Origin of the sequence: Alpinimonas psychrophila, from assembly GCF_014137865.1 — a bacterium.
In the GTDB taxonomy this organism is placed as follows: domain Bacteria; phylum Actinomycetota; class Actinomycetes; order Actinomycetales; family Microbacteriaceae; genus Alpinimonas; species Alpinimonas psychrophila.
In genome coordinates this window covers 91,923-114,608 of record NZ_JACGWU010000005.1, presented here as the reverse complement: position 1 = coordinate 114,608, position 22,686 = coordinate 91,923, and the positions used below count along the sequence as shown (strand labels likewise).

19 protein-coding genes and 2 tRNA genes are annotated in these 22,686 nt (G+C 55.4%); 10 read left to right on the top strand and 11 right to left on the bottom strand.

The window, feature by feature from the left end:
* The first annotated feature begins 86 nt into the window (after nucleotides 1–86).
* The 3 genes from FB555_RS08250 to FB555_RS08240 all read left to right on the top strand — a co-directional run bounded on the left by FB555_RS08250 (nucleotide 87) and on the right by FB555_RS08240 (nucleotide 1,642).
* Nucleotides 87–171: transfer RNA gene (locus FB555_RS08250), tRNA-Ser, on the top strand.
* 49 nt (nucleotides 172–220) lie between these two features.
* Entirely contained in the window at nucleotides 221–1,507 is a 1,287-nt protein-coding gene (locus FB555_RS08245) for an LCP family protein (protein ID WP_182484995.1), read from the top strand.
* 43 nt (nucleotides 1,508–1,550) lie between these two features.
* A tRNA-Ser gene (locus FB555_RS08240) sits at nucleotides 1,551–1,642 on the top strand.
* Between the two features lie 625 nt (nucleotides 1,643–2,267).
* Here the strand turns inward: FB555_RS08240 and FB555_RS08235 are convergent.
* Nucleotides 2,268–2,456 (bottom strand): hypothetical protein, encoded by a 189-nt coding sequence (locus FB555_RS08235; protein ID WP_182484994.1) that lies wholly within the window; start codon nucleotides 2,454–2,456, stop codon nucleotides 2,268–2,270.
* Between the two features lie 117 nt (nucleotides 2,457–2,573).
* Here FB555_RS08235 and FB555_RS08230 point away from each other — a divergent pair, with 117 nt between their 5' ends.
* Both FB555_RS08230 and FB555_RS08225 read left to right on the top strand, forming a co-directional pair.
* Complete coding sequence (locus tag FB555_RS08230; protein ID WP_182484993.1) at nucleotides 2,574–3,149, top strand: helix-turn-helix domain-containing protein; 576 nt, start codon at nucleotides 2,574–2,576, stop codon at nucleotides 3,147–3,149.
* A 162-nt stretch (nucleotides 3,150–3,311) separates the two neighbouring features.
* Nucleotides 3,312–3,545, top strand: coding sequence for a hypothetical protein (locus FB555_RS08225; RefSeq protein ID WP_182484992.1), 234 nt, complete (start codon nucleotides 3,312–3,314; stop codon nucleotides 3,543–3,545).
* A gap of 1,937 nt (nucleotides 3,546–5,482) precedes the next feature.
* Here the strand turns inward: FB555_RS08225 and FB555_RS08220 are convergent.
* The 10 genes from FB555_RS08220 to FB555_RS08175 all read right to left on the bottom strand — a co-directional run bounded on the left by FB555_RS08220 (nucleotide 5,483) and on the right by FB555_RS08175 (nucleotide 17,316).
* On the bottom strand, nucleotides 5,483–7,240 hold the full coding sequence (locus FB555_RS08220; RefSeq protein ID WP_182484991.1) for an Ig-like domain-containing protein: 1,758 nt from the start codon (nucleotides 7,238–7,240) through the stop codon (nucleotides 5,483–5,485).
* 119 nt (nucleotides 7,241–7,359) lie between these two features.
* Nucleotides 7,360–7,848, bottom strand: coding sequence for a Dps family protein (locus tag FB555_RS08215; RefSeq protein WP_182484990.1), 489 nt, complete (start codon nucleotides 7,846–7,848; stop codon nucleotides 7,360–7,362).
* Between the two features lie 542 nt (nucleotides 7,849–8,390).
* Complete coding sequence (locus tag FB555_RS08210; protein ID WP_343046438.1) at nucleotides 8,391–8,678, bottom strand: DNA polymerase; 288 nt, start codon at nucleotides 8,676–8,678, stop codon at nucleotides 8,391–8,393.
* A gap of 20 nt (nucleotides 8,679–8,698) precedes the next feature.
* Nucleotides 8,699–10,273, bottom strand: a complete 1,575-nt coding sequence (locus tag FB555_RS08205) for a zinc-binding metallopeptidase family protein (RefSeq protein WP_182484988.1) — start codon at nucleotides 10,271–10,273, stop codon at nucleotides 8,699–8,701.
* A gap of 56 nt (nucleotides 10,274–10,329) precedes the next feature.
* Entirely contained in the window at nucleotides 10,330–12,000 is a 1,671-nt protein-coding gene (locus tag FB555_RS08200) for a thiamine pyrophosphate-binding protein (RefSeq protein WP_246323666.1), read from the bottom strand.
* Nucleotides 12,001–12,009: 9 nt separating this feature from the next.
* Complete coding sequence (locus FB555_RS08195; protein ID WP_182484987.1) at nucleotides 12,010–13,686, bottom strand: amidohydrolase; 1,677 nt, start codon at nucleotides 13,684–13,686, stop codon at nucleotides 12,010–12,012.
* An 18-nt stretch (nucleotides 13,687–13,704) separates the two neighbouring features.
* Nucleotides 13,705–14,763, bottom strand: a complete 1,059-nt coding sequence (locus tag FB555_RS08190; protein WP_246323665.1) for a C-terminal binding protein — start codon at nucleotides 14,761–14,763, stop codon at nucleotides 13,705–13,707.
* A complete protein-coding gene (locus FB555_RS08185; protein ID WP_182484986.1) occupies nucleotides 14,753–15,559 on the bottom strand; it encodes an amino acid ABC transporter ATP-binding protein in 807 nt (268 codons plus the stop codon). The genes FB555_RS08190 and FB555_RS08185 overlap by 11 nt, the downstream gene beginning before the upstream one ends.
* Nucleotides 15,559–16,299, bottom strand: coding sequence for an amino acid ABC transporter permease (locus FB555_RS08180; protein ID WP_182484985.1), 741 nt, complete (start codon nucleotides 16,297–16,299; stop codon nucleotides 15,559–15,561). The genes FB555_RS08185 and FB555_RS08180 overlap by 1 nt, the downstream gene beginning before the upstream one ends.
* 126 nt (nucleotides 16,300–16,425) lie before the next feature.
* Nucleotides 16,426–17,316: a transporter substrate-binding domain-containing protein gene (locus tag FB555_RS08175; protein WP_182484984.1), complete on the bottom strand. Its 891-nt coding sequence runs from the start codon at nucleotides 17,314–17,316 to the stop codon at nucleotides 16,426–16,428.
* 207 nt (nucleotides 17,317–17,523) lie between these two features.
* Between FB555_RS08175 and FB555_RS08170 the strand changes: the two genes are divergently transcribed.
* The 5 genes from FB555_RS08170 to FB555_RS08150 all read left to right on the top strand — a co-directional run bounded on the left by FB555_RS08170 (nucleotide 17,524) and on the right by FB555_RS08150 (nucleotide 22,665).
* Complete coding sequence (locus tag FB555_RS08170; RefSeq protein WP_182484983.1) at nucleotides 17,524–18,435, top strand: AsnC family transcriptional regulator; 912 nt, start codon at nucleotides 17,524–17,526, stop codon at nucleotides 18,433–18,435.
* 153 nt (nucleotides 18,436–18,588) lie between these two features.
* Complete coding sequence (locus FB555_RS08165; protein ID WP_182484982.1) at nucleotides 18,589–19,236, top strand: hypothetical protein; 648 nt, start codon at nucleotides 18,589–18,591, stop codon at nucleotides 19,234–19,236.
* On the top strand, nucleotides 19,233–20,465 hold the full coding sequence (locus tag FB555_RS08160; protein ID WP_182484981.1) for a HipA domain-containing protein: 1,233 nt from the start codon (nucleotides 19,233–19,235) through the stop codon (nucleotides 20,463–20,465). Before FB555_RS08165 ends, FB555_RS08160 begins: the two co-directional genes overlap by 4 nt.
* A gap of 54 nt (nucleotides 20,466–20,519) precedes the next feature.
* Nucleotides 20,520–21,443: an ABC transporter ATP-binding protein gene (locus tag FB555_RS08155; RefSeq protein WP_246323664.1), complete on the top strand. Its 924-nt coding sequence runs from the start codon at nucleotides 20,520–20,522 to the stop codon at nucleotides 21,441–21,443.
* Nucleotide 21,444: 1 nt separating this feature from the next.
* Entirely contained in the window at nucleotides 21,445–22,665 is a 1,221-nt protein-coding gene (locus tag FB555_RS08150) for an ABC transporter permease (RefSeq protein ID WP_182484980.1), read from the top strand.
* The last annotated feature ends 21 nt before the right edge of the window (nucleotides 22,666–22,686 follow it).

Sequence of the window (22,686 nt, the reverse complement as noted above, 5' to 3'; positions counted from 1 at the left end):
TGCAGGATGCTCTGAAATCCTAAGAGCTGTCGTCGGGTAGAATCGAGCGGTCGTCTGAAGCATCTTTTTGGTGCGGAAAGATAACGGGAGGGCTGTCCGAGCGGCCGATGGAGCTGGTCTTGAAAACCAGTGAACAGAAATGTTTCGTGGGTTCGAATCCCACGCCCTCCGCTAGAAATGCGGTAATCGATTGACCTAAGAGAAGCGCAAGGGGAGCAACATGAGTGAAGAGCCACGTACTCGTGCACGCCGGGTTCGCCGCGACTCCGGCATTGTTCGTCACGGCCGCCAGCAATCCCGCGGCCCCGTTCGCACGGTTCTCGGCTTCATTGGGGCTGCTGTGGTGGTCCTTCTCGTGAGCGGAGCTTCGGTTGCTGCCGTCGCTGCGTGGGACGTAGCGCGTTCTTTTAAGCCCGGGGTCGCCCTTGCGAATGAGGCCACTATTCCCCAAATTGGTGCGATCGAGGGAGGCGTAAATCTTCTTCTGGTGGGCAGTGATAGTCGCGCCAACACGGACCCGAATGTTTTTGATGTCGATCCCGGCAGCGTCCTCAATGACGTGAACATGATTTTGCACATTTCACAAGACCACAAGAGCGCCACCGTTATTAGCATCCCGCGTGACATGGTCGTTCACTTCCCTAACTGCCCCGGTGGTGGCGGAGGCTGGACAGGCCCCATCAACGCCACGCTCAATGAGGGCGGTTTGGCCTGTGTGGTGCTCACTGTCGAGGAGCTGACGGGCCTGAGTATTCCATTTGCTGCCGAAATTCAGTTCAACGGCGTCATCGAGATGGCTAACGCCATCGGGGGAGTCGACGTCTGCGTCGCCGATCCGATTCAGGATGAGTACACGCAGACCTTCCTTGATCCCGGAATGCACACACTGTCCGGCCTTGCCGCCCTCCAGTTTCTGCGCACCCGCCACGGAGTGGGCGACGGGAGTGACCTCGGCCGAATCTCGAATCAACAAGTCTTCCTCTCGTCCTTGGTACGCAAGTTGAAGAGTGCCGAAACGCTAACCAACCCGGTCGCGCTCTATGGGCTTGCCAAGGCAGCCGCGAGCAACATGACGCTATCGAACAGCCTAAACAATGTCGACACTATGGTTTCCATCGCCATGGCCATGAAAGACATTCCTCTCGACAGCATCGTTTTCGTGCAGTACCCGGGCACCACTGGGGGCGCAGGTGTCTACTCGGGTAAGGTCCAACCTAACGTGGCTGCCGCGGCCGTACTTTTCGATGCCATCTCCGCGGATCAACCCATTAGCCTTTCGGGAACGACGGGGGTAGGCTCCGTCGTTGATGCCAATGCCCCGACGGTGGTTCCTGTGGAACCGACAACAACGCCGGATGCGGGCACGGCGAGCCCATCGGATTCGGCCACGGCCACAGCAACTCCGGCCGCGACTCAACAGGCGGCCACTGTCTTGCCGGATTCAATTACGGGACAGACGGCCGGGTCTTTCACGTGCTCCAAGGGCCGAACGCTCAACCAGCAGTAACCGGTATGATGGGACCCGTGCGTGCGTTTTGACGTGTGCGCAAGGAGTCGTCGCATAGTTCGGCCTAGTGCACCACCCTGCTAAGGTGGAGAACTCGTAAGGGTTCCGAGGGTTCAAATCCCTCCGACTCCGCCATTGTGATGTCTCAAGACATCGGAAACCTCCGAACCTACGGGTTCGGGGGTTTCTTTCATTTTTGCCGTTGGTAATCGCGGCTGGCATCAAAGGTTAATTCCCGGATGAGTTCGCCGGTTTTCTGGTCAAAGACGCGAATCTGAAGGCCGTTGATGGGCATGATGATGGGCGTTTTTTGTAGGGCCGGCCGATGCCAATGTGGTGGAGTTTCCCTCCGTATCGGAATGTGATCACACTGGTTGAGTCGAGCTTGTCGTAACACACTCGTGCGTCGCCTATCAGGGCTACGGGCCTGAGCTGGTGTCGTCCGTGCGAGTGCCGGTGACAATGAGGCGGGCCCTGTTCATGCTTCAGCATGGTGGGTGTTTGTTTCTTATGTCTTGAGACAGATGTTTCCTATGTCCTGAAACCAGACACCTCCGACTCCGCCAGAAAATCCTTGGTCAGCGTACGATTTAGACCAGCATTGGCTTTGCTGTGACCTACTGATTGAGTGGTGCCGCTCCGTTTTGTGTACTTGGCGTTTACCGAGGGTTCTCCATCCGGAAGGGGGGGGGCTTTCTGGTCCAGTGCTGCTGTCGAGATTCGTTGAAACCTCCAGACTTGCAGGTGAGCGTGATGCACCTCAGTCGGCGGGCGTCGACTTCGCAAACACGGAATCGAGGAGATCTTGTCCGCCGCTGACCGAACCGCGCACCACGTAAGACAGCTGATCGAGTGCCTCGAGCCAGTAGTAGATGTCTTGATTTCCGGTGAACTTGCCACACGACCGGATGAGTGATTCGGTGACGTCCTGAACGTCCCACATCGCCATTAACGGCAACGTGTGGCTCGTGCCAAGGTAAGCCCGGGAATTGCTCGTGAGCTGTGGCGCAACTCCGCTGATCCAGATACAATATGATTTCCGAGTCATATTCAGAAGGAGGTTCCGGTGGCAGTCGCATCGACGCTCGTGCGCGCAGCACGCAAAAGCCAGCAGCTCACTCAGGCGCAGTTGGCTGATCGTGCAGGCATTGACCAGGCCACGGTTTCTCGTTCAGAGCGTGGGCGTGACGCTGAGTTCAACACCATCGATCGCTTGCTAGCTGGGGCCGATCATCGCCTCTATTCGGCGCCCACTCGCCGCGACGACGCCGCGACAATCGCCGCCGAAATACGTGAGCGGCTTCGTGTCGGCGACAAGGATCGGGCGCTGCGTGCTCTTATCCAGCTGAGCGACAATCTCGTAGCAGAGCGAGGCCTCGTCCGCGGCGTCCTTGGACTCGCCGAACCAGAGACGACCAAAGACTCAGTATGGGACGCGGCACTTGCTGCAATCGTCGCATGGCGCCTCGGCGAAGACAACCTCCCTTCACCCGAATGGGTCAATGCGCGAAGCCGCTTCGTGCAGAACCCGCGTGGCCTCGACGTCGATCCCGCCGACCCGGTTCCGCCGAACTCCGAGGTGCCCCCGGAGTTCGCGAAGCGTGGCGTGCTCGCCTGGCGAGACACCTTCGCGAGCGTCTGACCGTGACTGCGTTGGACCGCGACGACATCATCACCGGGCTTCGCGAACTCATCGTCGAGCTTCGCGCGGCCGATCAGGTGGCGGGCATCCGACTCGTCGGCGGTGCTGCCTTGGCTCTGTGCTACTTCGACCGCGGGACAACTCAGGATCTCGACTCACTCCATGTTCGCCCAGGAAGCGATGAAGCTGCGGGCCAACCGGCCCGGCCGCGACACCCGCGACATCCGCCTGCTTTTCAGTCTCTGTCACATCAGCACACTCGAGGGAGCCGAAGACCTCTATGAAGAGTTCTATCCCGGCGATGTTCTCACTCAACGCGCGGTGAGCATCGTGACCGCGATTCTCGCCGACGGGCCACCTGATGCGCCCGACGTACCCGAACCCCTTGCCTTGTGACGCAGCGCGAGTCCCAGATCTACTCGATCTCGCAGACGGGAGAGGACGAGCCGACGGCCGGAGCCTCGAGGCTTGCAACGTCGGCCCTGATTAGGAAAAGGCGACTCCGCTAAGGTGGGGAACTCGTAAGGGTTCCGAGAGTTCCCTCCGTCTCCGCCAAGTCTTACCCCCTACATCCCTTTATCTGAGAGGAAGTAGAGGGTTTTTGCTCCAAAAGACCAAACTGAACACCAAATGAACACGTTCTCTTCGCCCTAGGTCGTATTGAAGGCGGCCGAAACGCTGCCCAGATCATCGTCGAAGAGGTCTGAATACGCATCCAGGGTCATGATTTCTCCTTTGAACTCTTGACTAAGGAAAGTGTTGCTTTCATGTTTGCGCTGTCTTCTGACTAATTCCGATGCTTGGCCATATCCGGATAAGTATTTCGCGTTTGCGGTCACTGAGGCTTCCGTATTCAACCAGCAGCAGATCAATGGTTCCAGCTAAGAGTTGACTTTGGCTTACCCCAGCAGCGGCTAGGACAATCCGTCAATCAGCGTTAACTCGAGGACTGTGCTCGCAATCCGCGCCAAGCAGGCTTGAATCAGGGCTGCGGTATATGAAAGTGCGCGACGACTGTTAAGGCCAAAATTACCGGAACGGCGACGACGGCACTATGAGACATATTGCTCAGCCAGCGGTTTGCTCGGGGCCGAAGCAGTAGCCCGACGAGGACAATCGCGAGCAGTGCGACGAGAAGGCCTGAGCTGATTAGCGATGCACGAACAGGCAATAACTGCGCAGGACACACTCTTGGATGACTGGCCGCGCAGGCCCAACCAGGCAGAACCGGCTGTGCTAGCCAAAGGAGAAGTAAGCCTAGAAGGACAGTGCAAGCTGCGACTGCAAGTGAGCGCGTGGCGCCTTGTGTCTTTGTCTTGACGGGCATGTCGTCCAGGTTATCGATCGCGCAAACCCATTGCATGACGAGCGTGACAACGCGTGTGAGGTTTTATCAAACACGGCAGGCCACAAGTCCTTGGGTGTCCAGTAGTGTGAGGGCATGTCCACCGCTCAGATCACCTCATCTCGTCGGCGATTTTGGATTTTTGGAATTGTCTATAGCCTGGTAATTCTCGCGGCTGGGCTGTGGGTGAGCTTAGCCACGGGCGAGTGGATTGCTTTTTTCTGCGCGGGAGGTTTGGTCGTTTTCCCCGTTGGTGGTGTGGCGTTGCGTTCATGTAAATCTTCGCGTTAGCGGTTCTGCTTGCGAGTTTTGGTGAGGCACGTCATAGGGTTGCGGCATGATACCGACCACTTGGCGTGAGTACCGCGCCGAGCCAACTGAGGCCGGAGAGGGCATTGCCGTGACCAAATTAACCTCGAATCCACAGAGGCTGGCTTACAGGCAAAACGTTATCCGACTTTCACAAACTCTAGGCCAGCGTAGCTCTCCGTTACTCTGAGCCCATGACAATCAAATCGGATGAACAGTCTACGGTGCGACCTTTATGGAGCTGGGCGGTACCGGCTGCCGCGATCGCTGCGATCTCAATTTCGCTGATTTGGGTAGCCCAATCGCTACCCATTATTTGTCCCGCAATTTACCCCGTTCCACCCAGCTGCGCTCCAGGTGCACGGTTGGGTCCCGCACTTGTCAGCAGCGCCGTCCTCGTTGCCCTCTTTGTGGCGTTGTTGGTCACCGGCGCAATAATTCGACCCAGACGTCGCGATAGAGCGTTATGGACTCTTTTGATTGTGCTTGTCATGGTTGCCGTCGTCGCGCCTTTATGGACGCTCAATGGTTCTGGGTTCGCGCTCGGTTAGTAACCCTCTTTGGCCCGCCAGGAGAGGGACACGGCCGGGCTGGCAATCGTTAACTCGCACATCGGCAATTGGTTTTTCTGCCACCTCACAGACCGCAAGCTTGGGTTGCGAGAGGCGGGTTGCGAAGCTTAGTCGCGGCGGCGTCTGATTACGGTTCCAATGGTGGTGATGGCCGCGATGGCCACACCGGCGATGGCCGCCCACAGCAGCCAGCCGAGATCCGGTGACTCGGCAGTCACATTCGGGTTTGTAGCTTCGGGGGTCACCGTGACGTTGTCGCCTGGCACACTGGCGGGATCGGCGATCGCAAAGCCCATCACTTCGCTGGCGCCGCTGCTTTGGCCAACGAGCACGAGGTGGTGGTCGCCCGCTGTCAGTGCTGACAGATCGGCCCCGGTGATTTTTAGTACGCCGTTGATGACCGGGAAAGTGCCGATATAGGTTGGTGTTGAGTACGCCCAGACATCGACCCACTGGTCATCGCTGTTTCCTGTCCACGGCATGGATGCTACGAAGTGAGTTGTGGAGAGGATGGCACCGGTCCGGGCCTCGAGTTCACCGGCAGCAATCGTCAGTACCTCCGCGGCTGGGGGAGGCGCGTTTCCATTGTTGGCCGTTTGGTAACGCTCCAGTAGCTGCGCGGTCGAGGAACCTATCTTGGTCAACACAATTTGTGCGGTCACCGGAGGTGGGGGTGGAGTCTGCTCTGTCACGACCGGTATTTGAGGTGCGATGGGTTCCACGATCTGAATGGATCCGCTTGGCGTCGGCGGAGGCGCCGGCACTTCGGCTTTATTGACGGAGAACGTGACCGCAGGCGACGTCGACGCCTGGTAGTTCACGGGGTTGGTCGGAGTGAACGTGGCGGTAAAGCTGTGACTGCCAACACTGAGCGTGGAGGTCACTACTGTGAAGACTCCACCGGCTGCCGCGCCCGCACCTAGCGGTGAGGTCCCGTTGTCGAATATCTCGATCGTGCCGATGGCATCCGATGGCGACACCGTTCCAGTGATGGTCACTTTCGCGCCCGCTATGGCCGAGCCGGATGGTGAGACGGACACCGTGGAGCTGGTGCTCACCGACGGCACCGTGAAATGGAACGTCTGGTCGAGGATCGTGAAGTCTTGGACGCGGTAATCATACGCGAGATCACGTCCGAGGTTCGGGCCGAACGACACCACCTTGAAATCGCCGAAGTTTGTGAGCAATATGTCCCGCGCAACGCCAACGGTAAAGTATCTCTCGTTGACAACAATGCCGTCAAGATAGCCGTCAGCGTGGATATTCGTGTTTGCGAACCAGTTCCCGGTTCTGAAATCACGCGGACCGGTCCCCGGAACTGCAGTGTTAGTAACGGTCACGCGGGCGTAGGCGCCAGGCGTGATTTCTTTCTCCAACTGGATCTGAAGACCGACGCCAAATCTCTCTTCGCCGGAAACAAGGGCCTGATCCCAGCCCAACGGTGCAGCGAACACATCTATCAGGGTCGGAAACCGGGCGTCGACCGCAGGGTAGCCTCCAGTTCCCACGTAGTACTGGTAGCGAACCTTGGTCGGCGTAGAGTTATTGTTCGTGACACTCAGCGTCAGTCCGCTAACACCGATTAATGCTGATCCGGCTGGCTTGTTTTCGATGTCGAGTGCCCACTTTGTGCCCGCAGCGGGAAGTTCATTAAATTTGACTGAATTTGACGAGTCCCAAGACGTCCGCCCACTACTCACGTTGGTTGACGAAAGGTCATCCTGGTAAACGGGAATGGTTGATGTCACTGCGGCGGAAGCGGGGAGTGCCGAGGCGGCCAACGCGAAAGTGAGGAGCCCGACGAGCCCGACGAGCCCGAGTTTAAATGTAGACCGGCGGGCAACGGGGGCATTTCGGCGGGACATTAGTAGACCTCTTTCTAATCCGTTAACTCAATGAGCAGACTCTGCAAGAAGGTGACCCTCCCCCACATCCGTCATCGACTATACGGATGGGAATTTATGACAGCGGAGTGATGACCGTGCTACTTCGCACTGATGTGGGAGAACAAGAACCAGCGGTCTTTCTGGAGTCCGCGCGCGATTTCAATGGCGACGTCCTGGCTGACCGGGTCGAGCTGGGCCAGTTCTTCGACGGCCGTATGCACCGTGACAAGCGCCGCGTCGATCGCGGAGATGACTTCGGCGATCACCGTGTCTGCCTGCTGGAAGCCAGCACTCATTGTGCCTGTCGTTGCTTTCTTCGCGACGGTCTGTATTCGGACGTCGATTGGCAGACCAAGCGCAATGACGCGCTCCGCTGCGGTGTCTGCGTACTGCCTGGCGTTGTCAACGACGACGTCGAGGAGCTCGTGAACGGCCTGAAAGTTTGCACCACGCACGTGCCAGTGCGCTTGCTTGCTGTCGACGGAGAGCGCGGTCAGATCGACCACGACGGGGCCGAGGACCTGGGCTACTCCCGAGGCGATATCCGGATCGGTTGAACTGTGTGGCATTACCTTGAGATCGGTCATTAGCTAACTCCTTAACGTCGCTGACTTCCCCTTCAACGATACGCCGCGACAGATATTCCGCAAGCGAACCAGTTGCCACAGCTTTTGTTGTTCATGCAGCTAACGCAGTTCTTACGTGCACTCTGTATGGCTACCATGCCTGGTATGAGAAGCAAGCAGCATGGGTGTGTGTGCCGCACCGGCCTGGCTTCCGCCTAATTCTTTAGGGGTGATCTCTTTGGCGGCCTATTGTCGCGAGTTCTCCGCAGAACTCTTTAGCTCGGGGAAATGTGATTCCCATGTTTGTGCCGTCTTCTGGCTTATGCCAACGCTGGGCCAGGACCGGAGGAGTTGGCTTTGACTAACGCCGGTAGCGGCGAGGACTTTTTCAAAATCGCGAAAAGTTTGCTCGTCAACACGTGTGGCTAGGAGGGGAGACACCAATGACTCCGATTACCGGAACTGGAGCACGCAAGAATTTGTTCGGACTCATCTCACAAGTCAACGACGACCATATCGCCGCCGAACGCACTTCGCTCGTGGTTTGCTTACTGCAACTACACTCAAGCACACACCACATGCGGGGGGCTCGCACCAATCAGTCGCGTGTTACCAACGTCATTACCGAGTACAAAGCATGAGCAGCTTCGCCCATTTTGGCGCTTACCGACCTGTACATCAAGGGGCGCGCTCAGTGTCGCGGCGTTCTCCATGCGATAGACGACGAGCTTCTCGACGACGTCCCACTCCCCTTCAAAACCCTCGAGCACGAGTTCGTCATGGACTTGCAAGAGGAGGCGCGACTTGAGATCAAGGCTGGCAATGTCGTCTTCGATACCGAACATCGCAATCTTTGTTAGTGCGATTAGAGTTAGCCCCAGCTTCGTTCTTCGCCTCGGGCTCTATAGTCGGGCCACGGTAGATTGATCGGAGGTTCAAAGTCAGCATCCAGTAAAACCGGCATTGGGTTTGCAGCCACGCGATCGTTGAACTCATCTCGGGCTTCCTTGAGAAGGTGTGGCTCAGTGAATAGGTCGATGAATGTTCCTGAGATCGTCTTTCCTGCTGTCACGATTGTCGGATCAATTGTCGCTGGAATCCCGCCGAGGGCATTCATGACCCAACCTGGATAGGCGCCTGCCCCGGCGGGCGTTTTGAGGGCCGGGCGCGAAATGTAGAAGCGCACGGTTGGTGCGTAGTGAGTCATCTCCACATAGTCATCGCTCGTCCAGTTTTGCTGCCAAGGAGCTAGGTGTTCCCGAAGAAGGGCCTCGGCGTCCTGAGGAGAAATTAGTTTCTCGCATTCGCTGAGGAATGGTTTGTCCATGACTTCGAGACCTAAGTTTTTCTGAATTTCCTGTGCTACTTTGATTGCGTTCTGATCGTATACTGGCGCTCCCACACACGTCAGGTTCTCGTAGAGGACAGTGGCCATTACGTGGTTAGTGATTCCTGGTCGGCTTCTGGCGATCCATGTGGCTTCAGTTGAACAGTGAGCCATTTCCGCTGAGTTCTTTGCGTTTCTATCGAGGACGGCGAGAACATGCTCAGCCATTTCAATGTTCGGAGTTCGCCATGAATACTGAATTCGAGCAACCCGGGCGGGAAGGTTATCTGCAGTGGCCTGCCCATCAAGAAGAATCGCGTCACTGAGGCTCCATCCGCCAAAGCTCGGTAGCATCGCGTCCTGCATTATTCGCGCCGTGGTGTACATCGACATCAGTGCAACGTTTGCGCCTGGAGCGCGTGCCGAAGAATGCGAAGCGGGGATCGGTGAGTTTGGGTTTGACGAAAGTTGCCAGGATTCTGGCTCATCGCAGATAAATGTATAGACCTTGCTGTAATAGGCACCGCATTGGGTATCCCATCGGGCGGTGTTACAGAGGGGCAACATGTAGAAGGGATGAAAGCTCACAATTGCGTCAACATCGTCGTAGTAGCCGCGAAGTCCATGGACTACTTTCGACCCGTGCATTTTCTCTGCGGGTTCGCCCGTGTACTTTAGAGTGCCTGAGATGCTGAACTCTGTCATTGCATGTTTTGTGGCAAGCAGCCCCGCAAGAGTGGATATTCCTAGCGCTGAATGGGGATCGGTGTGACCAGGAGCAAACCGACTCATGCCATCCCGAGTCTCTTCAATAACTGATGCAGACTGATTGTTTCCGGGCACCGCGTCGTACTCGGCATATGTAAGTAACGTTGGGCCGCCCATGCCGTTTGTCCAAGTTGCGCTAAAGGCCGTTGGCATCCCCGCGGATCCTTCTTCTACGGTAAAACCTTCCGCGCGCAGACACTCGACGTACCACTTCGCCGAACGAAACTCCCTCCACGCCGGCTCCGCCAGCTCCCAGATGTTGGTATGCCAATCAGATAGCAAAGGCATGTTCTCGTCTATCCAGACTTGAGCAGATTTCTTGGCCGCCATGTTGTCTTTTAGTGCATGCATGAGTTTTTCCAATCTGGATGCTTACGGATGATTTCGATCAAATGAATCTCGAAGGTTTAGAATCGATGAAGTGGAACGTGAAGAACGTCCACTCCGGGCGCGTTGATTACGCGTGCGACCACGAGCGAAAGTTCTTCCAAATCTGCGATGAGATAGCCCCTTGCGCCGAAAGCATTCGCAAGTTCCACCCAGTCAGGTTGCCTAAGCACAACGCCAACTGGCTCAATGCCTCGGTCGCGTTCATTCTGAAGAATCTCGCCATAACCGCCATTGTCAACACACACAACCGTGATGCTGATTTCTTGCTCCACGGCGGTCATCAATTCTTGAATCGAGAACATCAGTGCACCGTCTCCCAAAACACAGATGACAGGTCGATGCGGACTTGCCACCTTTGCTCCGATAGAAGCAGGTAGGCCGTAGCCGAGGGTTGCGTAGGTAGGCGTATAAAGAAATGAATGAGCGAGGTCTTGCCGAACGACGCTCGACATTCCAAAATAAGTAATTTGTGACGAGTCGCCACTTACTATGGCATTTTCTGGCAGCGCGCCTGCAATTGCTTTCGCGATTGAATAAAGTTGGGGTGATATTGAACGCGCCTCGGCGGCCGCTTCCAATCGGACAGAATCTAATTGTTCCGAGCGATGTTGAAGTTTATGGAAAGAGACAGACGGTTGACTCTTGGCGCATTCAAGGAGGCATTCCATAAGTTGCCGGATGACCGTGGAGCTGTCGCCCACAAGAGATATTTCGGATTTCACATTCTTTTGAAGCTGTGACTCCAGTATGTCGATACGGACAACAATTCCGACTGGGCTTATCGTGCCTCCCCATAGCTCGGCGTCGCCAAGTTTAGAGCCGACAATCAGGATTGCATCAGAGTCATTAATAAAAGTCTGCATCGAAGGAAGTCGAATATCTGAAGCAAGTGACAGTGCGTGTGCTTCCGGAATAGCGGCCTTGCCGTTAAGCGTTGTGATCACAGGAGCATTCAACAACTCGGCGAGGGACGATAAATCACTGCTTGAACGAAGGGCTCCGCCACCAGCAATAATAAGTGGCCTAAGGGCTTGCCGAAGCGTTTTAGCGGCAGCTAGGACGTCTCCATAATCTGCCTCCATGGAGGCTCGAACGGGGCGAGCGCGTTTAAGTGATTCAGGGCAGTCACTTAATCCTTCGAGGATATTTAGAGGAACTTCAATATGAACAGGCCTCGGACGACCATAGCGAAAGAGTTCGAAGGCGTCGTGGACGGCTTGAACCGCTTCAGTTGCGCTGTGAACACGTCTGCTCCATTCAACGATTGCTCCAACGGCACCGGTAGGGTTCTTGGTTTCATGAAGCGCGCCGTTATCTGCAAATTCTTGGCCTTCGGAGGCACCGGGCGACAAAATAATGAGAGGTCGAGATTCGCAATATGCCGTTCCTGCTGCCGAAAGGGCATTTAGCAGTCCAGGTCCTGAGGTTGTAATGACGATTCCAGGAAGACCCGTCTGTTGTGACCATCCATCAGCACCGTATCCCGCCCCCTGCTCATGGCGCGACGTTACAGGGCGAATCCCAAGTTCCTTCAGAGGTCGATATAACTCCAAATTATGAGTTCCGGGAATGCCAAAAACCGTATCCACCCCGTAGTTCCGCAAAGTGGTCATGATTGCCCGTCCTGCGTTATCGACAATAACTCCTGCAGTCAAGGCGCTTGCTATCGATTTTGAGCTGTAATTCAAAGCAAATCCTTATTCTGACGAGTAGCGGCTACAGCCATCCACCCAAGTTTGAACAACCTTTATGTGGGCAATCTCTTCAAGATCAATTTCAAAAAGATCTGCATCAAGGACAGCAAAATCTGCACGCTTTCCTATTTCCAGACTGCCCAAATCTGACTCACGCCCGAGCGTGAAAGCCGCGTTGATTGTATGGGCGCGAAGAGCCTGGACGCGCGATATTGCCAAAGTCTCTTCACCAAGTTGGCTGCCACGCCTGGTTATGCGACTAATTGCTGCTCTGATTGCTTCAAGAGGGCGTGGATTTGCGACTGGGGCGTCTGAACTGATGGTGATGCTCACGCCTCCACGTGCGAATTCGCCGAGAGGGTTGAATCTTTCTCCGGGAGTTCCAATGGCCTGTTCAACTCCTTCGCCCCAGTTGTAATGATGCTGGGGCTGGCTAACAGGACGAATCCCTGCTTTTGCCATTCTTGCTATCTGTTCAGGAGTCGGAAGGCCGCAATGTTCGATTCGGTGGCGCGAATCAGTGGAAGGACTTTCTGCCAAGGCATCTTCAATTGCGACGATGACCATTTCAATGGCTGTGGGTGATTGTGCGTGCGTTGCTGTTTGCAATCCGACAGCATGGGCGCGAGAGATTAGTCGCTTGTATTCTTCTGGTTCATGGTAAAGCTGTCCAGTTCTGCAAGGATCCCCTAGATAGCCGTCTGGGAAATAGGCTGTCCAACCGCCAAGCGTTCCATCTGCGTAGAACTTGATGCCTGCAAAGCTGAGGAAGGAGTTCCCGAAAGCCCCATGCATTCCGGAGTCAATGGCGTCATCAAGGAGGTGTGAAAGTAAGTACATTGAAACTCGTGTCTTGAGGCCTTTTTGCTCGGCAAGGCGAAGATAAGTGTCAAATTCGCGTTTGGAAACCTGCGCGTCCCCAATGGCCGTAACCCCCCCCGCAAGAAAATTTTCTTGCGCAACAGCGAGTTGACGCACGTGCTCGGCCGGGGCGTCGCTGAGATGAAAGTTCGGGCCGTGGTGACCAATTTTGACTCCGTTAAGGCCTGTCAGAATATTGCACGCAGCATCAGAAAGTTCACCCGTTAGTTCCCCTTGGTTATCTCGAAAGAACTCACCGCTTTGAGGATTGGGAGTTTCCTTAGTCACTCCGTAAAGGTCAAAAGTGTAGCTATTCACGACTCCACCATGGCCCGAGGCATTCATGAGATATACCTCCCTATTTGAGGCCACCTCGTCGAGCTCGCTTTTGTGCGGGTGTCGTTTCTCATCGAGATTCCGCTGTTCATATCCATAGCCACGGATGGGATGCCCGTCGGGAACGCTAACTGCTGCAGCTTTCAAAAGAGAAATAATCTCCGGAATGTTTTTGGCCTTATCTGGTCCACAATCAACCCAGCTCATCATTTGTCCCAACATCAATGGATGCGCGTGTGCATCGATGAATCCTGGAACAATTATGTTGTGACCGAAGTCGGTCTCGGTGGGTGATTGAGTCGATAATTTTGAAGCAGCAGTGCGGCACTCGCTTATTGTTCCGGAGGCAACAATCTGCCCTGCAGCAATTAAAATCGCGGTCACGACGGTGTCATTCGCGTCAACAGTGTAAATAGAACGCGCCGAAACGATTTCGAGATGGTAATCGCTGAAGGGCCGCTCGAACGTTGAAAGTTTTCTCATAATGCGATGCTCCGAATGTCAGGAAGTATGGGATTGGTTTTTTGCTAAATCGATGATTGGCGTGTCCGGGCGACCACATCTTGCCCAAGTCACGATGTTTTGTGCCTGTTGGCGGACATACTCGGCGTCACTGCGGTCCGACAGATAGGCGTTGTGTGGAGTTATCACAGCTTTCGGGTGTTGAAGAAGTGGGTGGCTAGAAGGCGGGGGCTCGACATCGAGAACGTCGAGCGCAGCTCCGGCTAGGTGCTCGGTCGTCAGGGAGTTAGCAAGTGCCTGGCTGTTTATTAGGCCTCCACGACTGACATTGATAAGGAATGAGCCCTTGGGCATCGTCGATAGAAAATCAGAGTCAATCATGTTGACCGTTTCAGACGTTAGAGGGAGATGGAGGGAAACGACCCGTGCTGTTGAGGACAACACGTAAAGGGAAACTCGACGCACACCAATACCTTCTAACCACGCACGCGACTCACTCGTATCTGGTAGGAGCGGATCGTATCCAATCACCTCTCGGAATAGCGGCCGTGCGATTTCAGCAAATCTCGACCCAATGCGACCGAGACCGATCACACCAAGAGTGCAGTCGCTCAGGCGTGGTGGAGTGGACTCCTTTTTCGCGTTCCAATGCCCTGATCTGACTAATCGGTCTGAAAGTGAGATACCTCGAACTACATTGAGAGTCAGTGCCAGCGCATGGGTTGCGACTTCCTCGGTAGCGGCGCCAAGTATGTTTGTAACCCAAATTCCATGGTCTGACGCGGCTTCGACATCAACGTTGTCAAAGCCCATTGACATGAGTGCGATGATTCGAACGCTAGGCATCCTCTCAATCATTTCTCGTGTGATTTCTGCATAGCCCACCAGTAGTGCGGAGGCACCCTCTGAGGCACTAATAATTTCTTCTGAATCGAGTGAGCTGATCAGTGAAAAGGAAAAACCGTTAGCCTCCAGCAATTCGATGCCGGCAGTGAAGTCAATTCCATCGAGATCCGTATATACGGCCCGATTAAACGGATGTGACATCGTCCGTTCTTCCGGCGAAGCAAGTTGAGATTCAACTTGTTTAGTGGACATGACTCAAGAACCTCTTAGTCCGTTCGTGCTGTGGATTTTCAAAAAACTCATTCGGCTCCGCCTGCTCAACAATCACTCCACTATCAAAAAGCGTCACTTCGTTGGCGACTCTGCGCGCAAACCGGGTTTCGTGTGTCACCACAATCATTGTCATCCCCGACGCAGCAAGGTCCTCCATGACTTCTAACACTTCGCCTACTAGTTCAGGATCCAGAGCAGATGTCGGCTCATCGAAGAGCATTACATGTGGCTTGAGGACAAGGGCTCTAGCAATAGCTACGCGCTGTTGCTGGCCTCCAGATAGTTCTGAAGGGAAATGACTGGCACGATCAGCAAGTCCCACCCTCTCAAGAAGACGGAACGCCGTCTCCCTCGCATCTGACCTCTTTATTGATTGCACACTGATGAGCGCCAGCGCAACATTGTCAAGGGCTGATAGATGGGGGAACAAATTGAACCTTTGGAAGACCATGCCGATGTCTCTGCGTTCAACGGCGAGTTTTCCTTCCGAGTGGTGAATTGTCTTTCCCTTTGAATTGCTTGTTCCAATTTGAAGGCCATCAAGAAAGACGGCCCCATCGTCGGCGGGTTCAAGTAGAGCCATCAAACGCAGCATCGTTGATTTTCCGGATCCAGAGGGGCCCAGAATTGCCTTCACTTGACCCCTGTTGATTGCAAACTCAACACCCTTGAGAACTTCATTGCCGTTGTAGGCCTTGTGAAGATTCTTCACTTGAAGTGTTGGTGTGGACTCATTCTCCGAACGATCTGGAGCGACAGGCTTATCCAAACTCATTATTTTTGCTCCTCAAGTTGATTCAATGAGGTTCTCGACGTTCGATCGACTCTTTTGACGGACTTTGATGTCCATAGAAACTTTCGTTCAACGCGGCTTTGCACGACGGTGATAATTGTGACGATGACGAGGTAGTAGATGATGGCAACGGTGTAGTACTCCGCGTAGCGAAAAGTGATGTTTACACCGACTTGCGCGGTCGTCAACAATTCGCGCAGTGAGATCACTGAGGCAAGAGAAGAGTATTTAATTAGGCCAATAAATTCATTACCAGTTGGAGGTAGAGCGGTCCTAATGGCTTGGGGCAAGACAACTTTGATCATCACGGAAGCTGGTTTCAAGCCCAATGCGCGACCGGCCAATGCCTGCCCCTCATCAACACTGCTGAGAGCGGATCGAATGATCTCCGCCATGAAAGCCGCTTCAACAAGACCTAGGCCGATCGAGGCGGCCAGGAAGGGTGTATACCAGTCTGACCGTAACGCGGGCAGCAATTGAGGCAGAGCGTTCCACATAATCAGTAAGACAAGAAGGGCTGGTAGAGCGCGAAAGAACCAAACGTACGCGTGAGAAGGCGCAACAAGGAATAGTTTTTTTGAAGTTCGGCCCAAGGCCAAGAAGAAACCGATGACGGTAGCGATGAGGAGCGAAAAGACCGCCACACCAACTGAAAGAAATGCGCCCCAAAGGTAAGCGGGATTCACGAGCTGTTCTAAGAATATTTGAGGATCAAAAAGCATGCGAAACAACTCCTATTTACATGTGGTTATCGAGAGGGACTCTGTACACATAGAAAAACAGAGTGTCGGTCAGAGTCACTGCGCTGTTCCAGAGAGCCCACCTCGACAACCACACAAGCTGGGTCTTTAGTGAACGTTCAAGATTGAAACGTCCAAATTGTATTGACTGGCGGCTTTGGCAAGAGCTCCGTTATCAAACACGGTGACAAGAACCTTAGCTACCGCTTCAGACAAGGGACTGCCTTTCTTCGTGAACACTCCAAAAGTTGTATCAGGGGCAAATACATTTCCGGCAACGGCTAACTTGCCTTCACTCTGAGTTGCCATGTATGTAGCAGCAACATTCGTCTCAACAAGCGCATCGGCCTTTCCGTTGATCACGGCAAGAACGGTTTCCGCGGTCTTGGGGTATTCCGTGCTATTGATTGGCTTCCGGCCATCTGCAACACACTTATCGCTGAGTGCCACAACACTCGCGGCATTACTGGAGGCCGCCTGTGTGGCGACATTCAGACCACAAAGGTCCTCAGGCTTATTCAATGTTTTGGCGAGAGCAGGTGAAGCGAGGACCGACGGGCCGGCATTCATGACAGCGCTGGCGTCAGCTACTTGCATTCGAGCCTCGCTCATGTAAAGACCACCGAAGATGACGTCACATTTTCCTGACTGAAGCCCGGGCATAAGCCCGTCAAATGATGTGACTTCAAACTTTGGTTCGACGCCCCACGCGTCTGCGACTGCTCTGATGCCGTCTGCGTCAAAGCCGATAATGTCGCCCCCCGTCGAATCTGCGTAATACTCAAGTGGTGGGTATTCAGGGTCAATGCAAGCAGTGAAATAGCCCTCATTGACAAGGCCGGCAGGTGCTTTTGAGTTTGAATCCGTTGCTGCGGTCGTCGTATCAGCGTTAGAATTCCCCGCTGCGCAGCCCGAGAGAACGAGTGCGAGCGATGCAGCGGCGATCAATCCGTACATTGGTTTTTTCATGACTTCTCCATTGAATGCATATTGCTCCACCCGGGGATGACGTTGCTGAGGGCGGATGCGTAATGCTCATCCTGTGCACAACGCTCTTGTTTGTCAATTCATAATTGCTGTTATATGACTAAAACTTTCAAAAAGCGGCACATATTGCACGTGTTTTATCGACAATACTTGCTTCAAATGAAGTATTTATAATAATTTTGTTTTCAGGCGTTTGCGGCGCACTGTATTCTGTTCGTCGTGGACACCATTACCGAAGCCTCCGTTGCACTTCTTCGCCGAGACGGAAGAGCGTCTTTTAGCGATATCGCTCGTCAGCTAAATACAAATCGAACCAACGTTGCGAAACGAATAGGAGCGTTGATAGAAAATGGTGACATTCGCATCGTTGCTGCAGTTCATCCACGCCTACTGGGGCTCAACGTACTTGCTCACGTGACTATTCGTTCTGAGGGTGATGTTGGCGCAATGTCAGAAATGGTTTGCGAGATGAATTCATCAATTTTCGTATCTGAGGTGGCGGGCCACAATCAACTTGTTGCTGAATTGCACATGGCAAATATGAATGATCTTTACAACGATGTTCATTACATTCGTTCCATAGCGGGTGTCCTTGAAGTGCAGGTGATTATTTACGAGCGAATGCTCAAGAGCTTTTTCCTTGGTGAAGAACCACAAATGCTTGAACTGGCGCTTGACTCCATCGACTTGCACCTCATTGAATTACTTCAGTTGGACGGACGACTTGGATACTCCGAAATGGGCGAGCAAGTTGGGCTGTCAATTTCGGGTTGTCGAACCCGAATTAACCGCCTTATTGAGACTGGAGCGATGCAGATTGGCCTTTTGCGTCAACGGACGGAAATTACGAACGAGCTAGTTTTTGGCTTCGGGTTTATAGCAACTAGTGACCAATCTGAGCTCATAGAATTATTGGAAGGACAACGCGGACTTGAGTTCATAGCCCGTACCGTCGGTCGATTTAATCTCGTGGGAACGATAACGTTCAACGACTTGCTTGGTTTCAATGACTTTGTTACGGAAGTTAGAAAACTTGATGGCGTCCGAATCGCAGAACAATGGCTTCATGCAAGGATCAGAAAAGAACGGTATCAGAACAGCCTTCATCTCATTAGAGAAACGATTAGTTAATAGACAAGCCGCCGCATAATCAGGGACGGTTCACTCTGACATTCAGAAATCTAAGAAACTTGTTCCATAATCCTTCGTTTGTGGGACCGTTGGTTTCCACTCCATACGTCGCGAAGACGGCATGCGAATGAACTAGGCACCTTAAGGGCGGACATGCGGTACCCTTGTGTCATGGACATCAAAGAGTTCGCCCTCGAGCGTGGGATTAGCGAGAGGCGCGTGCGTGCGCTCATCGCTAATGGCTCCGTCCGCGCGACCAAACGCGGACGCGCCTGGGAGATCGACTCTGACTTTGCACGCAACCCCGTACCATCTCGGCGCCCACTGTCGGCCGAGTCTCGCAAGGCCCTTTCTGCTGCGATCCAGAATCGGAGCATCGCCTCCCTCGAAGGACAGCTCCGCGCCCGCACCGCCAAGCGGATTAGGGCCCTGCGCGAGGCCGAGGACCCCGCGGCCCTTCTCGCCGAGTGGTGGGGCAACACCGCGCCCACGATCATCGACGCGACCAGCAGCATGGTGGTGCGCGCGATCGCCGGAGACCACAACAGTGTCCGCACGCAGCTTCGCCGTCGCCCAACCCTCTACCTTCGCCGCCCGGAGGACCTCGCCTCCGCCGTTCTCAGTGAGCGAACCATCCGGGGCCTGAGCGTTCAGGCTCTCGCTGTGAACGTTGACCTGACCCCACGCCAGGTGCGCCGTATCGAGCATGCCGACCCGGACTCGGTTGGGTCGATCCGCCGTGTGCTGCGTGCACTCGACATCGAGGCGACCGCGCTGCCGACCCCGCGAGGCGACAGGTGATCGAGCTCGACGCCTACCTGGAGGGTGTCTATTATGGACGGTTCGCCGAAGGGGGCCACACCGGCGAGTTGGTGTTCACCTATGACGAATCAGCACCGGCGACACCTATCTCGCTTTCGATCCCGCGCGATGGCCGCGCATCTCGCTCCGCAGCGACGAACCTCCTTGACAACCTCCTGCCCGACCGCGCCGAGGTGCGGGAGCGCATGAAGAAGAGCTACGGCGCCGCAGGCGCCGACACCCTTAGCCTCCTCGCCGCCGCCGGAGGCGACATCGCCGGAGGTCTCGTTCTTGTCCCCGCCGGAGCTGACCTCCGCCGCGACCAGCCGCTCCTCGACCCGGCGCTTGACATGGACGTAGCCGAACGGATCGCCGCGATCAAACGAGACCCCGACGCCTGGACACCCGCCGAAGGTCCGGCGCGCTTCTCCCTCGCCGGATCACAGGGAAAGTTTGCCCTCGCTGACTACGAAGGGGAATGGTACTGGTCGAACCGCACGATGCCGTCCACCCACATCATCAAGCCCGCAGCCATGAGGCTCCCCGGCCTCGAACAGGTCGAAGCCGACACCCTCGCGCTGGCCAGCACCGTCGGGCTCCCTGCTGCGAAAGCTTCACTCCTACACATGCTCGACCAGCAGGCCTTCATCGTCGAACGGTTCGACCGCGCACCAACCGGGACCGTCGCTGCCCAGCGGATCCACGCGGAGGATCTCGCTCAGGCTTCCGGCACCTCGGCCAAACGAAAGTATGACCAGACAGCGAAGCAGACGATCGAATTGCTCCGTGCCGCCGAGCTTGCCGATCCGGACATCGAATACGACTTCCTCCGCCAGCTCGCGTTCAACACCATAATCGGCAACGCTGACGCTCACGCGAAGAATTACTCGGTCATGCTCCGGCCCGACCGGATCTCCCTCGCCCCTCTCTACGACGCCGTGCCCGTCATCCTCTACCCCGAGTACGACCAGAACCTCGCCATGGAAATCAGCGGAGCCCGACGCCCCTCTGCAGTCAGCCTCGACCACTGGCGCAAACTTGCCCGCTCCACGGGCCTCGACATCGGCCGGGTAGAACACGAAATCCGAACCCTCGCTGCGGCAATGAACGGCGCGATCGAGGATGCATGGCCTAGCATCGACCCGATTCAGCGCAACGAGCTCCTCCCACTGGTGAAACGCAACCTCCTCGCAGCCATCAGCGACACCGCGACCCCGCGCGCCCGGTAATCGCCGCCGCTCCGCCATTTGGGTGGGAGACGCGTTGGCGCTTAGGCTGAATTGATGACTCCCCCTACTGAGCATCCTGTCCATATCGAGAATTTCCGAATGGATTTCGGGGGAACCACGGTCGTCAATGACCTTTCCTTCGATGTTCAGCGCGGAGAGACCTTCGGTTTTCTGGGGTCGAATGGGTCAGGAAAGACGACCACCCTCCGGGCGCTGCTCGGGATCTACAAGCCCACCGCCGGGGTCCTCCACATCGATGGCCGTCCCTTCACGCCCGAGACGGGCCCGCGCCTTGGGTACCTGCCCGAGGAACGCGGACTGTACAAAAAAGAATCCGTCATCGACGTCATGACCTACTTTGGGCGGCTCAAAGGTTTGAGTAGACGGGCATCCGCAGAATGGTCGGTGAACTATCTCGAGCGGGTTGGCCTCGGCGATAAGGCGCGAACCCGGGTGGAGAAACTCTCCGGTGGTGAGCAGCAGAAAGTTCAACTTGGCGTCACGATCATGAATGATCCGGAACTTCTCATTCTGGATGAGCCGACCAAAGGATTCGACCCCGTCAACCGACGCCTGCTGATGGACATCATCGAGGAACAGAAGACCAACGGGGCGACCGTGCTGATGGTCACGCATCAAATGGAGGAAGTGGAGCGGTTGTGTGACCGTGTCATCCTTCTGAAAGACGGGCAAGCAGAGGCGTATGGCACCATCCCGGAGGTGCAGAACCAGTACGGGGGCACCATGATTCGGCTGGTGTACTCCGGCGAGGTTCCGCCGTCACCGCATTACGAGATCAGCACACTCACCCGCAACTATGCGGAGCTCACGTTGGCTGATTCCGTGGACGAAGCAAAGATTCTGAGGGATCTCGTGACGGCAGGAGTGCTCGTTCGTAGCTTTACGACGAGCAAACTCTCGCTTGAGGAGATTTTCGTGCAGGTTTACGGCGAGCAGACAATGAAGGCGGGAGTCTGAGATGGCACAGCACAACTTATCGACGGTGGTCAGTTTCGAAGTGGCACGCACGCTGGGACGAAAAAGGTTCTGGCTCATCACCCTTTTCGTACCCGTAGCCATCGCGATTGTGATCGCCTTGATCGTGCTCTCAAACTCATCGGCTGGGAGCTCTGCAGCCGCCCAATCGGATACCGAACTTTCCTTCACGTATAGCGACGCATCCGGTTATATTGACCCCGCCATTGCCGGCGCTTTCGGCGGTACTGCCGTCACGGATGATGCCACCGCGATAGCGGCCGTCAGAACGGGCACGACCGAGGCGCACTTCGTCTTCGCCGCAGATCCAACCACCACCGCGACGGCCGTTTACGGGGCCGACCTTGGTCTCTTCGCCAACTCGACGTACGGGCAGGTGGCCACCCAGCTTCTCGTTGCCAGCAGCCAGGCCAAGATTGGAGACCCTACGCTCGCCGCCCTTGCCCAGGGCAACGTGCCGGTGACGTCCACGACCTTCGTAAACGGTGAGGTCAACCCTGGATTCGGCGGCATCCTCCCGCCACTCATCTTCCTCGTGCTGTTCTTCCTCACGTTTGTCTTGTTATCGAATCAGATGCTGACGGTCACGTTGGAGGAGAAGGAGAATCGGGTCACGGAGATGATCCTCACGACCGTGAATCCCACCGCGCTCATCGGGGGGAAAATCATTGCCCTGTTCACCGTCGGTCTTGTGCAAATGTTCTGCTTCGCCTTGCCGCTCCTGATCGGTTATGTCTTCTTCCGAACGGCATTGAGTCTGCCCGAAATTGATCTCGCGGGGCTGAGCGTTGATCCGTGGAGAATGGTGATTGGCGCCCTGTTGGCACTGGGGGGCTTTGCTCTTTTCACGGGAACACTCGTCGCCATTGGTTCGGTCATGCCGACCGCAAAAGACGCCGGCAATCTCTTTGCCGGACTCATGATCCTCATGTTTGTGCCGCTGTATGTGGTGTCGCTCATCTTGTCGGATCCCCATGGAATCGTTGTGCAGATATTCACCTACTTCCCATACTCCGCGCCCGTCACCGCAATGATCCGCAACGCGGTCGGGTCGCTTTCGGGTGGGGAGGCCGCCATCGTGATCGCGGTACTCTTCCTTTTGAGCGCCGTTGTTCTCCGCCTGGCCGTGCGGCTGTTCCGCTACGGATCCATTCAATACACGAGCAAGGTGTCCCTCAAGACAGTGCTTTCCGCATCGAAATAAACGCGGCTAATGTTGTCAGAA